Raw genomic sequence first — 13,781 nt, 5'->3', positions numbered from 1 at the left:
ATTTTAAGCTTATGATTTCTTGAAAATTCTTGCAGGGTTTCCCACAACGGTTACACCAGCTGGAACATTTTTTGTTACAACGGCGCCCATGCCAATCACAGCACCTTGGCCAATGACTAAAGGTTGATCTAGAGTTCCCTGTTTAATGACGGCTCCTGCACCAATATAAACATGATCTTCAATATGAACATTACCATTACATTTTACACCTGGTGCAAAAGTAACAAAATCTCCAATCACACAATCATGCTCTACATAGCTATATAAATTGGCATGAAAACATTTTCCAATTTTCACATTAGACGTAATGCTGACAAATGGACTCAATGCTGCACCTGAAGCAATATCAACATGATCCATAATAACCACATTATCTGCTTGAATTGACCATAATCCAATGTGATCTTGTATCAACTGCAGTGCCAATTTTTCTCGAATTTGACTATTTGCAATCGCAATTAAAACCATCTTCTGGGTAAAATTTTGAGCTTTGAATGTTGCATAATTCATTGCTCGATGACCATTAATATCTGATATTTTTTCTAATGAATCATCAATGAAAACAATTTCGGATGTATCTGCTTCTCGAGCTAATTGTTGACGTGCAACGGGCATTAAGCTACGCCCACAACCAGCCGCCCCATAAATTGCATAAAGCTTAGTCATTTTTATATTCCGAAGTTCCCGTAAACTTTGTCATTGTCACTTCACCTTCAGCACTAATATCATCTTTTGCGATGACTTTTTTGACTGTTTTTAGCATGATTTTGAAATCGAGCCACAAAGATCGATGTTCTACATACCATGTATCTAATTTGAACTTCTCTTCCCAACTAATAGCATTACGTCCATTAATTTGTGCATGCCCCGTCATGCCTGGTCGGACATCATGACGTTTCGCTTGCTCAGTATTATATAATGGCAAATACTCCATTAATAAAGGACGTGGTCCAACAATACTCATATCACCTTTAATCACATTCCAAAGTTCTGGCATTTCATCTAAACTGGTCGCACGCAACATTTTACCAAATGCAGTTAAACGTTCACGATCAGGTAATGGATTACCCTGAGCATCTATTGCATCTTTCATGGTTCTAAACTTTACCATTTCAAATGGTTGCCCATTTAAACCAGGTCTCGCTTGTCTAAATAATACAGGAGAACCTAAATTCTTTTTGACCTTATATGCCACAAAAACATATAAAGGCGATAACACGATCAATGCAGTAGAGGCAATCACAACATCTAAAAATCGTTTCATCATGACCGTAATCCCATCTCAGACATCATCTGTGTATTCACTCGATTAACATCATATTTATTTAGCACAAGTTTACGTGAAGCTTGACCCATAGAAATCATTAAATCAGGGCATTTGATAAACTCATTCATCACTTGAACGAGCGCATCCACCGATTTCACGGTGACCAAATATCCATTTTCACCCTGAATCACTGTTTCCCGACATCCTGGAGCATCCGTGGTAATAATTGCTCGCCCCATTGCCATTGCTTCTAAAACTGTACGGGGCGTTCCTTCTCTATACGACGGTAAAACATATACAGAGCTTGCCGCAATCGCTGGACGCACATCACTGAGTTTACCCCAATAATTTAATATTTTTTCAGCCACCCAAGTCTCTAATTCCTGTTGTGAAATTGCTGAAGGATTTTCGTCAATCCATCCAACTAAATGGAATTCAACAGTCGGATATTGTTGCTTTACAATGCGTGCTGCTTGCGCATATTCACGTATACCTTTATCCCCTAATAAACGTGCAATTAAGAGGAAAGATACTTTAACTTCACCTTGCTCATTTTTAGGTAAATCAATCACATCAAAATCTTGAACATTCACTCCTGAACCATTGACCACAACAGCAGATTGATCTTGATTGAGAAGATGCATTTGCCTAAATAATTTTAAATCATCAGGATTTTGAAAAAAAACTTGATGTGCATGTTTTAATGCTTGGGCATACAAACGATGAACCATTTTTTGAAAAAAGCTACGCTGACCTGTTTCCACATTTTGAAAAGCGTAACCTAAGCCAGTAATTAAAGCAAAACGATGAGGAACTTTGGCAAGCCATGCCGCGAGTGTTCCATAAATAACAGGCTTAATGGTATAGGATAAAACATAATCTGGACAAATTTCTCGCATCAGCTGATACATGGCAGTGAATGTTTTTAAATCTTGTACAGGATTCGTACCAGTACGTTGCATTGGAATCTCATAAACCTGATATCCCAAAGTATTTAATTGATTTAATTCTGTTTGGAACTCATTTAAATTTGGCGCAAAAATATGAATTTCAAAACCTTGTGCATGAATTGCTTCTAATAACTTTCCTCGAAAATTCAAAACAGAGGGTAAATAACTACTAATCATTAGAAATTTCATCTATTTGATCTCCACATTGCACGATATTGCTGACTAATTGGCTCAATTGCAAAGTGCTGCTCTACCCGTTGCCGTGTTGCTTGCTTGAAGTGTTGTTTTTCTACAGATGATAACTGAACATAATTTAAAACAGCTTGAGCTAAGGCGGTTGTATCACGAGATGGCACAATATATCCCAAATCTTGCACGATAAATTTTGCATCGCCTACATCAGTACTTATACATGGAATTCCCGAAGCCATTGCTTCAACTAAAACATTGGGAAAACCTTCAGTAATTGAGGTCATTAAAAATGCATCAATAGACTGATAAAAAGTAGGCATATCTGCTACTTGATCCAGTAATTGCACTTTTTCTGAGTCTAATTCATATTGCTCAAAATATTTTTTTATTTCAGGATGATCTAAATTGGCACCATGCCCTGCAATTTTAAAAATAATGGGCTGATCTTTTAATTGATGAATGGTTGCAAATAAATAAGGATAACCTTTCGCTTTATGATGCCGTCCAGCAAAACCAATCACTGTGGGTGTATGTAAAGTTTGATTCATTTGAAAGTGATGAAGCGAAACACCATTGGCAATCACTGCTGTATTAGAATTATTTAGCCCAAATTTTTCATGTTGCTGTAATGCTGAGTGTGCGCAATAAATAATCCCAGTGGCTTGTGATGCAAAAAACTTACTCAACGTTAAAGCGACTTTTGTACTTATCGATTCTTCTTTAGGTGCTGATAAAGAATGATGAATACCCCAAAAAACCTTGGGTTTATGCTGTAGACCCAAAAGACTTAAACTGGTCATGACGTTGGCATGATACATCCAACACTGTACGGTCTTTGGAGCCACTTGCTTTAAGATTGTTCTTAGTTTAGTCGCAACAGCTATGCTATTCAAACCATTCCAATTCAATGCATAGTGTGACGTACATTGTGTCAAAGTATCTCTATATACTTCGGAAACCTTCATTAAAGAAATGAGGACATGGTCATACTCATGATGAGTTTGCTGAATTAAGCGCGAAAGCATCATCTCAGCACCCCCAACCCCAGCAAAATTCGTAATGACATGCACGATTGTTTCTTTGTGCTTCATGATGGAGTCTCCATCATCGATAAATATTGCTCAAGTACATTCGCTTTTTGAAATTGACGGCAATGTGCCTCAAACTCATCATCTGTATATTCTACGTATTTTTTAAAGATTGCCTGCTCGATTGCTTGGCTCATTCCATTGACATCATTACATTCCACCAACAATCCAAATTTTGAATGATTCAAAATTTCCATTGGTCCACTTGGGCAATTAGTGCTTACCACTTTAATTTTTGAAGCCAGTGCTTGAATTAATACCCCAGGTAAACCCTCCCAATTTGAACTTAAAATAAATAAATCTGCATACTTAAAATAAGCATATGGATTTGCATCAAAACCAGGTAAATCGACAACTTCAGATAAACTCAATTCTTTAACCAAATATTCTAAAGACTGACGTAACTCACCTTCACCTAAAATAATTAAGCGTATAGAAGGATGCTGAGAATAAACTTGGTAAAATGAACGAATCAGTAATTCAAAGTTTTTTGCTTCTGTTAAGCGTCCTACAGCCATAATCACTTGATGTTCAGGCTGAAAAAAATGATGCGTTACGGTAACATTAATTTTATTAAAATATGAGTCATCAAGAACAGGGTTATAAATCGTCGTTAAGTTATTTTTTTTATATTGATAATATTCACGAAAATCTTCTAAAACACCATGAGAAACACAAACAATATGATTGGCCAGAGGATAAATAAAATTAACCAATTTTTTTAAAATAAATTGAGACAGACCGCGGCTTTTAATATTTTTAGACGGCGTTGAAACTTCTCTCAGAATAAGCGTTGTCTTTACTTTTGCTAATTTTTTTGCAATTGTACAAATAATATTACTATGCGTTTGTGTTGCGATAACACAATCATATTGTTTTTCTTGTAAGCGTCGTTTTAATAAAAAAATTGCATTGGCAACACGACCACAATCTAAATCAATCAATTCAATTTTTGTACTGACCTCTGGTAATAACTTACCTTTATCTCCATGAATGTTACAGACCACTAAGTCTATATTTAAGCCTTGCTCCACAAAACTATTCGCCAATTGAATGATGGTTCGCTCTGCTCCTCCACCACCTAAAGTAGGTAAAAAGAACATGACTTTATTCAGCATAATAGAACCTAATGTATGGAGATTAATGAGAGGTTTTTTGACGTTGTAATTCTATCGCACTATGCACACGTTCGGAATAATCTTGAATGCCTTGAAGATCAGTATCACTGACACATGTGGCTTTAATTTTTTCTTGATAGTCTGTAAAACTTGAAACGACTTTTGCAGGTACACCAATCGCAACACTGTTATTAGGAATATCTTTAGTCACAACAGAACCCGCACCAATCACAACATCAGAACCAATAGTTACACCAGGCATAATAATGGTATTTACCCCAATAAATACATTCGAGCCTACCTCAATAGGTAGAAAACGTTGATAACGCTTTCCATGTTCATCTTTGATTAAACACGTGCTGCCATCATGAGTGATAAATTTTACTCCAGATGTCACTGTAACATGATCACCTATAGAAATTAAAAATGGTTCAGAGCCCCAGTTTTTAATATAAATACGGCAATTTTCACCTACTTTTACACCTTTTTTACGTGCATATTTTACGGAACCATGTAAATAAAATGAAAATATATCCCATACTTTACTCAATAGAAATTTCACTTTTCTACCATCCAATAAAAAGCCTATAAAAACACATTATATAAGAGAATAAATTAACTAAAATTTAAAAAATTTTCTCACGGCAATACAACACGATATAAAACATAAAATTCACTGCATGATGTTTATATCACCATTAAGCCAACAACATATCTATCTTGAATAGATTCATTTACAATTTATATTTTCTTGGCAGGAATTCCCACGTAAATACCTTGATGATCAATACTTTTAGTCACTAAAGATGATGCTCCGACAACGGTATCATCACAGATATTAACACCATCTAAAATCGTTACGCGTGCACCGAACCAAACATTTTGACCTACGACAATTCCTTTTTTAGTGATCGCATCTTTAATCAATATTTCTGGGTCATCAAACTTGTGATTACTGGCAATCATAATTGTTTGTGTACCCATTCTCGTATTATTTCCTATTTTTAAGTTCCCACAGCCATTTAAAAATGATTTTGAATTAATACTTACATCATGACCAATTTCAATTTTCCCACCAAAACATTTAATATAACAACTCTCACCAATGAAACTATGATCACCAATCGATAAAGATGCCCCTTTCTCCACAATTAATGTCACATTATTGCCAATATAAACATGTTTACCTATATTGACTTGACCTGAAATTTCAAGATTTACATGATGCCCAAAATGTTTAAATTTGGTTTTAAAAGCGAAACCATAGATTATATTTCTACAGATGGTTAGAAGCTTATTTAAAACTTTTAAATATTTAAAAAAAATCATTTTTGGCTTCTCCATACCCAATATAAAATTGAAAAATTATAAAACATGAGAGAAATTGGTACGGAAAATAGCATATAAATTTTATTTGATACACTCATATATAAGAGCACAAATAATATTAATTTAATAATTAATTCAACTACTTGAATTTTAAATAAGACTTGGCTCTTTCGATTTGCAACTAAAAATGCAGAACTCGGTGGATTACAAAAAATCGCCCAGTAACCTAATGCTAATATTTGGAAATAAAGTGAAATACCGACCCACTCTTGCCCAAAAATAAGTAAATAAAGTGATTCTGGTAAAATAAAAAATAATGCAAAAAATGGCAATGATACTAGACTTAGCAGAAGGCTACTTTTTAAAGCCTCTAATGCAGAGCTCTGTTGTTTAAACTTTCGAATAAAAAATTGTCGAATAGTTTGGGACATTAAATTTATAGGAACTTTTAATGTTCGCTCAACAATCGCATAAAAACCAACTGCCTGATAACCAACAAAATGAGAAACAACATAATAAGGTAGATTATGTGAAAAACTATTGAGTAAAGCATGAGGCGTATTTGAAAAAATGAAATCTTGGTAATTTTTATAATTGTTCCAGCTTATTTTATAAAGATTATGACGCAAGATGTAAATTAAAATCATCATCATTAATAATAATGAGCTGATTGCATAACTCATTACTAACGTAACACTCATCATGAGCGGTAAGCCAATTTGAACTAAAACCACCAGTAAACTTCTAAAAATATTCAGACCTGCACAAAAAAGCTCTGCTTCTTGTGAAAATTTATAATTATAAAGACTTTGTAAAATCGTATTAAAAAATATCCCCGAGCAAATTGCCAAAATCATAGGAAAACTAAAAAAGAAACCCAAAATAATCGCTAAAATGCCACAAAAAATAATAGAAATAATAGAACCTTCAAAAATTAAACCTTTTTGATGCTCTTCATCTGCGACCAATTGTGCTTGATCTAAACGTAAATTTGCAACCGTCGACAGTACGCTAACAAGGGCCAAAGCGACCCCATATTCTCCAAAATCTTTTACAGAATACAAGCGCGTTAAAAAAGGAAGTGCGATAAATGTGATAATCGCACCAACTAAAAGACTAGATGAAATTAATCCAATTGATTTATATTTCAAAATAAGCCGTTGTATGCTCATGTCAAATTATTTACATACCACTTCATTGCAAGTTGAATGCCTGCATCAATTCGATATTGTGGTTGATAACCTAAAAATGCTTCTATTTTGCCAATACTCGCCTGTGAGTGACGAACATCTCCTGCTCGAAAATCTTGATATATCGCATTTTTAGAATAAATCACCTCATTCTCTACCAATGCTGTTTGAATGGCATTGAATAAATCATTCAATGTTGTGCGATCACCCACAGCAACATTATAAACTTGATTTTTGGCTTCTTCATTTTCTGTTGTTGCTGCTAAAATATTGGCCTGAACGGTATTGTCTATAAAACAAAAGTCTCGACTGGTTTCGCCATCACCATTCACAAAAACATCTTCTCCATGAATCATCGCTGCCGTCCACTTCGGAATCACTGCAGCATATGCACCATTCGGATCTTGACGTTGTCCGAAAACATTAAAATAACGTAAACCAATCGATTTAAATCCATAACAGCGAGCAAAAACATCTGCATATAACTCATTCACATATTTAGTAACAGCATACGGAGATAATGGATTTCCAATGTTTTCTTCTAGTTTTGGTAACGCAGGATGATCCCCATAGGTCGAACTACTGGCTGCATAAGTAAAGCTTTTTACTTCAGCATCTCGTGCAGCTGTTAATATGTTTAAAAATCCACTAATGTTTGTTTCATTCGTCGTAATTGGGTCTGTAATCGAACGTGGAACAGAACCTAAAGCTGCTTGGTGTAAGACATAATCTACATTTTGGCAAGCTTTTTGACAGTCTGTGAAACGACAAATATCTCCTTGAATAAAGGTGAAATTTCCCCATTGTTCAGTTGATACAAGATGTTGAACTTCATCTAAATTGTGCTGATGACCTGTCGCGAAATTATCCAAACCAATCACTTTTTGATTCAGTTTCAATAATGTTTCTAATAAATTTGAACCAATAAAACCTGCAACACCCGTAATTAACCATGTTTTTGGCGTTTGTTTCAGTTGTTCACAAACCGTATTAAATTGGTTCATTTTTCATTCCTAAATTCTATCTTACAATTACAAACGAATATCAGATTCAGATTGAGTTAATACATATTTTAAATCATATAAAACATGATTTAATTTTCCAAGTGCTTGTATTTCTGTTGCACCTAATTCTATAAATTGTTGATGCGCAACAGCTAAGATAACAGCATCATATGAACCTTGTTGCAATTCATCGATCGTTCTAATGCCATATTCTTGCTCCGCTTCAGAAGCATCGACCCATGGATCATAAATATCTACATCAATATGATATTCTTGAAGCTCTTTTACTATATCAATGACTTTAGTATTTCGAATATCTGGGCAGTTTTCTTTAAAACTCAGCCCTAATACCAAGACTTTGGCACCTTCAACTTGTATTTTTTTCTTAATCATACTTTTAACAAGCTGAGTAACAACATAGCTTCCCATCGCATCATTTAAACGACGCCCTGCTAATATAATTTCTGGATGATAACCAATTGCCTGCGCTTTATAGGTTAAATAGTAGGGATCAACGCCAATACAATGACCTCCAACAAGACCAGGACGAAATGGTAAGAAATTCCATTTCGTGCCGGCAGCCTTTAAGACAGCTTCAGTATCAATTCCCAGTTTATTAAAAATTAAAGCGAGTTCATTAATGAGAGCAATATTGACATCACGTTGCGTATTTTCAATCACTTTCGCAGCTTCGGCCACCTTAATACTTTCTGCTTTATATGTTCCCGCTTCAACAATTAAATTATAAACTTGATCTACAAATTCTGCGATTTCAGGCGTTGAGCCAGAGGTGATTTTTAAAATATTATTGACTCGATGTAATTTATCACCTGGATTAATTCGTTCTGGGCTATATCCTGCATAAAAATCTTGATTGAACACTAAACCAGAAATACGTTCTAATACAGGAATACAAACTTCCTCTGTAGCACCTGGGTAAACCGTAGACTCGTAAACAACAATATCGCCTGATTTTAAGACTTGTCCAATACTTTGTGAAGCTTTAATGAGCGGTGTTAAATCTGGTTGCTTAAATTCATCGATTGGTGTTGGAACCGTCACAATAAAAAAATTACAATGTTTTAAGTCAGCTAAGTTTGCACTATAATCAAGCTGAGTCGCACTAGCCAACTCCTCAGATGAGACTTCCAATGTATGATCATGTCCAGCGTTTAATTCATCAATGCGCTTTTGATGAATATCAAAACCAATGACTGGTACTTTCTTACCAAACTCTACGGCCAAGGGAAGACCAACATAACCCAATCCAATAATGGCAATTTTTAGTTCAGTAAGTTGTGACATTGCAGAGCCTTATAATTGAGGATTTAACCTTATAAAAACGAAGAGTAATATATCAGGAAACGTCTTTTTTTTCTGTGATATATTTTTTCAAATCATGATCAGTCGATACCTTCAACGTGTTACTTTGAAAACTTAATGATTTTTTCTAGCACGATGTGTTCGAATAATTTAAATATTCTTTTCTCATCAAATGATTAACATCTCTTTGATTCTATTGTCGTAGACAACTAAGCATAAGCGTTATAAAACGATTCATCTTCAGGCGCACATTTTTCAAACTACTTTTATAATAAAAATCCCTCCATTTAGGCGGGATTTTTATTGGTTTAAGACCAATAATTATGTAAAGCATTTTTATCATGTGATAAAAAATCTTTACAAAAACTATGTCTTATACTTGAATATGATTAAAACCTAAGACGTCTTTCATGTCATATTTTTTTGCTTCACGACCAACAACCCAAGCTGCTGCACGTACTGCACCAGAAGCAAAATTCATTCTATTTGTCGCTTTATGTGTAATTTCAACACGCTCACCTTCACCAATAAACATTGCTGTATGCTCTCCAACAATGTCTCCACCACGAATGGTTTGAAAACCAATGGTTTGGCGTTCACGCGGTCCAGTATGACCTTCACGACAATATACGGCATCACGTTTCAAATCACGCCCCAGTGTTTCAGCAATCGCTTCACCCATCATGAGTGCAGTTCCTGAAGGCGCATCTACTTTATGGCGATGGTGTGCTTCAATGATCTCAATATCGACGGTATCCCCAAAAACTTTAGATGCAAGCTCCAATAATTTAATCGAAACGTTTACACCTACTGAGTAATTTGCTGCATAAACAACTGGTGTTTCAGTTGCAGATTCATCTAAATATGCTTTTTGCTCGTCACTCATGCCTGTTGTACCAATGACAATCGCAACACCAGCTTCACGACATAATTTTAAATGCTGTGCCGTTGCAACTGGTGCTGTAAAATCAATCACAACATCGCAATCTTTCAAAACAAGTTCTAAACCACCTACGACCTTGACCCCAATCGCACCAATACCTGCGAGCTCTCCTGCATCTGAACCGACTAAGCTACTTTCAGGGCGTTCCACTGCTGCTGCCAATTGATATCCCGCTTGTTGTACCGCTTGAATAAGAATGCGTCCCATACGACCGCCGGCACCTAAAACACCAATGCGTGGAGCTGCTGACATAACATTTTCCTAATGATCATTCGAAATTGTTCTTACTATAGCAAAAGTCACGACTTTCACTAAGATTGTTCGTATAAAAATAAAACCAAATTAAAGAAATTAGCTCGAATAAATTTTCAATTACTCTCTTTTTTAATTGTAATTTTATTCTATATTTTACAGGTTTTTATTTTTAAATATATCTATTTATCACTTAATTTAGCTCAAAGAAAAAATACAAGATACGCAATTGACCAGATTGAAATAAAAAGTTTGCCAAAAAAAAATTGAAATCACTAAACAATATGATTTTAAATCATAATTAAAAATACCTCTCTTCTAGCATTTTCATTCACCTTTTATCTCCATTGATTTTTTAAAAAGTGCGTCAAGCTTGTGCATCATGAAATATATGTTCTAATATAAAGAGATATTAGAAATAGATAGTGACTATGTATTGATAATTTTTGGTTAAAACAAAAGTTTTTTGAATAATTTCTGTGCTTAAGTTTAGTTATTACATGCTTTTATTACATGATGATTATTTTTAATAAGGTTATAATAAGTACGCACTAAGTGACCTTGGTTACGTAAACAGTTACATCGATATATTTGCACCAAACTGTAACCAATTGACAAAGTAAGGTGTAATTCATAGGGTTGAATATAATATGTTATCTGAAATAGCGACTCTTTGGGAACAATGCGCTATTTGGCTAGGCCATCACGCAGTTTTGCCTATTCTAGATTTTCTAAATATTACGCAATACACTGAATCACCAATAGAAATTGCGACGACCTTAATGATTGGTGCCTTACAACTACTCATTATTGGTTGTTTATTTCGCCCTTTAGAAAATTGGATTCCTGCTGAAAAATGGGCAGATCGTCGTTATGCACGCGTAGATTTTCATTTAACTTGGCTCATGTTAGTTGGCTTATTTCCATTGTTTGCCTTCCTTATCATGACACCTATCGTCAATTATTTAAGTGATGTTTCACCAGCTGTTGGTGATGAACCTCTTTGGAGTGTTCGCGCGCTCTTTCCTTGGTTTAAAGATCACCCTTGGATATTTTTTATCCTTTACTATTTAACTTATGATTTCGTTTATTATTTGATCCACAGAATCCAACATGTTTTACCGTGGTGGTGGGCAATGCATAGCCTTCATCACAGTCAACGTCAAATGAGTTGTTGGACAAATGACCGAACAAACTATTTAGACGGAATTTTTCAGTCTTTTATTTTAGCAAGTGTCGGTATTTTTTGGGGCTTGTCAGGCGAAGAATTTGTTTGGTTAATGCTACTTGGCGAGCTAGTACAAAATTTCTCCCATGCCAATGTACGGGTTGGCTTTGGTCCAATCTTTGGTCGAATTTTTGTTAGCCCAGAATTTCATCGCCTGCATCATATGGATTTTGTACCTGAGCGCCCCACATTACATAACTGTAATTTTGGACAAGTTTTTGCTATTTGGGATGTTATTTTTAAGACTGCACTATATAACGAACCACTACATCCGACTGGTGTTACGGGTGATAAAATGGTGGATATTGATAATAATAAAGGAATTATTGGCGTTCAAGTTGAATCATTAAAACGATTTTGGGGAAGTGTGACCTGTTTAGATGGCTGGCGAATTGGTGGTGTCGTATTTAGCAAAAAATATAGGCCCATTCATATGAAAAAGTCAGCTAAAGACGGAAAATTAAAATTGAAACCTCATATCAGAACAGAAACACCTATTCCCATTAATGAACCAAATAAAGAAAAAAATGACAAGAAGATAAAGTAAAAAATAAAATCAGTTGAAAAAGAAAAGTCAACGAATCAAGTGCATTGGCTTTTCTTTTTTGATAAATGGAATATTCATCATAACGAATGAATTTGATATTTATCTATGATTTAAATGAAGTCATATCACAATTATCTATAAACTTTCTGATCTGCTCGGCAACTTGTTCATCAAAGCCATCTACTAAAAACCGACTGATTAAACCTTCAATTAAGGTATAAAGTAACTCTGAAACTAAATTTTGATTTTCCATAGGACAATATTGATAAATAAGTTGTTTGATCCATTGCTTATGTTGTTGAGCAATCTCTCGGATTTCGTGATCTCGATGAGTTGTTTCAGCCACTGCACGAATAAACAAACAGCCTTTGAACGTATCTTCCTTAAACCATCGTACATGCCAATCTAAAATTTTATGTAAAGCATCTTTGCCATGAGCTTCACCAACATAAGCTAAAAGGCATGTTTGAAAATACTGATCTCTCGCTATAAGCACAGCATTCATCAGATGATCTTTATTTTTATAATACGTGTACAGCGTAGTTTTTGAACAACCCGACTCATCTCTAATCAAATCTACTCCCACACTGGTAAAACTATACTGATTAAATAACTTTTCAGCAGTATTTAATATTTTTAATGCAGATTTAGACATTTAAACTCCCCGAATAGTACAACTCTGTACTATTTTTAATTTTAACGCTATCATACTCTATAAACAATATTTCAGAAGAAATTATCATGTATGCTTTATTCAGTGGAAAAGAAAAACTTCCGACAAAATCTCCAAGCTCTGAAGCCTTTAGAAGTTTAATTGGAGGGAGTCTAAGTATCTTCGTTTTATTGCTTTTAGGAAAGTGGACAAATAATTCATTTATTATGGCTCCTTTTGGCGCTACTTGTGTTTTACTTTATGCAGTCTCTCAATCTCCACTTGCACAACCTAGAAATATTATTTTTGGTCATTTTGTTTCTGCATTTATTGGCTTGTTATTTTTAAAAGTTTTTGGAATTTCTATTTTTACAATGGCGTTATCGGTTGGTTGCGCAATTGCTGCAATGCAATTACTACAATGTGTTCATCCTCCTGCAGGTGCAAACCCTCTACTCATCTTACTGACTGGAAATAGCATACATTATGAATGGAGTTTTTTAATTTTCCCTGTGTTACTTGGTTCTATTGCCTTAGTAACTATTGCTCATTTAGTCAATAATTTTAAAACCAAACAAAAATGGCCATTGTACGGTTTGGCAATAATTCATTCAAAAAAAAATAAATCTATAAAATAAAACTAAAACCTAGATGACTTGATCTTGGTTTTAAATTTTAATTAAATAATGAATATAAAA

Annotated in this window: 14 protein-coding genes; 2 read left to right on the top strand and 12 right to left on the bottom strand. The window is 34.6% G+C overall.

The features are described from left to right. Positions 1–9 precede the first annotated feature (9 nt). The 11 genes from B9T31_RS06760 to dapB form a co-directional block, all read right to left on the bottom strand. Positions 10–666 (bottom strand): NeuD/PglB/VioB family sugar acetyltransferase, encoded by a 657-nt coding sequence (locus B9T31_RS06760; RefSeq protein WP_086181200.1) that lies wholly within the window; start codon positions 664–666, stop codon positions 10–12. Then, positions 659–1,267: a sugar transferase gene (locus B9T31_RS06755; protein WP_086181199.1), complete on the bottom strand. Its 609-nt coding sequence runs from the start codon at positions 1,265–1,267 to the stop codon at positions 659–661. Before B9T31_RS06755 ends, B9T31_RS06760 begins: the two co-directional genes overlap by 8 nt. Then, positions 1,264–2,406 (bottom strand): glycosyltransferase family 4 protein, encoded by a 1,143-nt coding sequence (locus B9T31_RS06750; protein ID WP_086181198.1) that lies wholly within the window; start codon positions 2,404–2,406, stop codon positions 1,264–1,266. Before B9T31_RS06750 ends, B9T31_RS06755 begins: the two co-directional genes overlap by 4 nt. Continuing rightward, positions 2,403–3,500, bottom strand: coding sequence for a glycosyltransferase (locus B9T31_RS06745; RefSeq protein WP_086181197.1), 1,098 nt, complete (start codon positions 3,498–3,500; stop codon positions 2,403–2,405). The genes B9T31_RS06750 and B9T31_RS06745 overlap by 4 nt, the downstream gene beginning before the upstream one ends. Beyond that, entirely contained in the window at positions 3,497–4,615 is a 1,119-nt protein-coding gene (locus B9T31_RS06740) for a glycosyltransferase (RefSeq protein ID WP_086181196.1), read from the bottom strand. The genes B9T31_RS06745 and B9T31_RS06740 overlap by 4 nt, the downstream gene beginning before the upstream one ends. Positions 4,616–4,637: 22 nt before the next feature. Further along, entirely contained in the window at positions 4,638–5,177 is a 540-nt protein-coding gene (locus B9T31_RS06735) for an acyltransferase (RefSeq protein ID WP_086181317.1), read from the bottom strand. Between the two features lie 179 nt (positions 5,178–5,356). Continuing rightward, positions 5,357–5,944, bottom strand: a complete 588-nt coding sequence (locus B9T31_RS06730; protein ID WP_228145994.1) for an acyltransferase — start codon at positions 5,942–5,944, stop codon at positions 5,357–5,359. Beyond that, positions 5,941–7,116 (bottom strand): lipopolysaccharide biosynthesis protein, encoded by a 1,176-nt coding sequence (locus tag B9T31_RS06725; protein ID WP_086181195.1) that lies wholly within the window; start codon positions 7,114–7,116, stop codon positions 5,941–5,943. Before B9T31_RS06725 ends, B9T31_RS06730 begins: the two co-directional genes overlap by 4 nt. Continuing rightward, complete coding sequence (locus B9T31_RS06720) at positions 7,113–8,138, bottom strand: NAD-dependent epimerase/dehydratase family protein (protein ID WP_086181194.1); 1,026 nt, start codon at positions 8,136–8,138, stop codon at positions 7,113–7,115. The genes B9T31_RS06725 and B9T31_RS06720 overlap by 4 nt, the downstream gene beginning before the upstream one ends. A 27-nt stretch (positions 8,139–8,165) precedes the next feature. Beyond that, positions 8,166–9,443 (bottom strand): Vi polysaccharide biosynthesis UDP-N-acetylglucosamine C-6 dehydrogenase TviB, encoded by a 1,278-nt coding sequence (tviB, locus tag B9T31_RS06715; protein ID WP_086181193.1) that lies wholly within the window; start codon positions 9,441–9,443, stop codon positions 8,166–8,168. Between the two features lie 391 nt (positions 9,444–9,834). Continuing rightward, positions 9,835–10,656, bottom strand: coding sequence for a 4-hydroxy-tetrahydrodipicolinate reductase (gene dapB, locus B9T31_RS06710; protein ID WP_086181192.1), 822 nt, complete (start codon positions 10,654–10,656; stop codon positions 9,835–9,837). A 650-nt stretch (positions 10,657–11,306) separates the two neighbouring features. On the opposite strand from dapB, the gene B9T31_RS06705 reads away from it, so the two are divergent. Then, a complete protein-coding gene (locus tag B9T31_RS06705) occupies positions 11,307–12,431 on the top strand; it encodes a sterol desaturase family protein (RefSeq protein ID WP_086181191.1) in 1,125 nt (374 codons plus the stop codon). A 103-nt stretch (positions 12,432–12,534) separates the two neighbouring features. Here B9T31_RS06705 and B9T31_RS06700 read toward each other — a convergent pair whose 3' ends face one another. Beyond that, positions 12,535–13,086, bottom strand: a complete 552-nt coding sequence (locus B9T31_RS06700; RefSeq protein ID WP_086181190.1) for a TetR/AcrR family transcriptional regulator — start codon at positions 13,084–13,086, stop codon at positions 12,535–12,537. 86 nt (positions 13,087–13,172) lie between these two features. Here B9T31_RS06700 and B9T31_RS06695 point away from each other — a divergent pair, with 86 nt between their 5' ends. Then, the gene (locus tag B9T31_RS06695; RefSeq protein WP_086181189.1) at positions 13,173–13,721 is read left to right on the top strand and encodes an HPP family protein; all 549 of its coding nucleotides are present in this window, start codon (positions 13,173–13,175) and stop codon (positions 13,719–13,721) included. Positions 13,722–13,781: the final 60 nt, after the last annotated feature.

Source organism: Acinetobacter sp. ANC 4558 (assembly GCF_002135375.1).
In the GTDB taxonomy this organism is placed as follows: Bacteria; Pseudomonadota; Gammaproteobacteria; order Pseudomonadales; family Moraxellaceae; genus Acinetobacter.
Note: the sequence above shows the minus strand (reverse complement) of the source record. Positions and strands in the feature narration are given on the sequence as shown.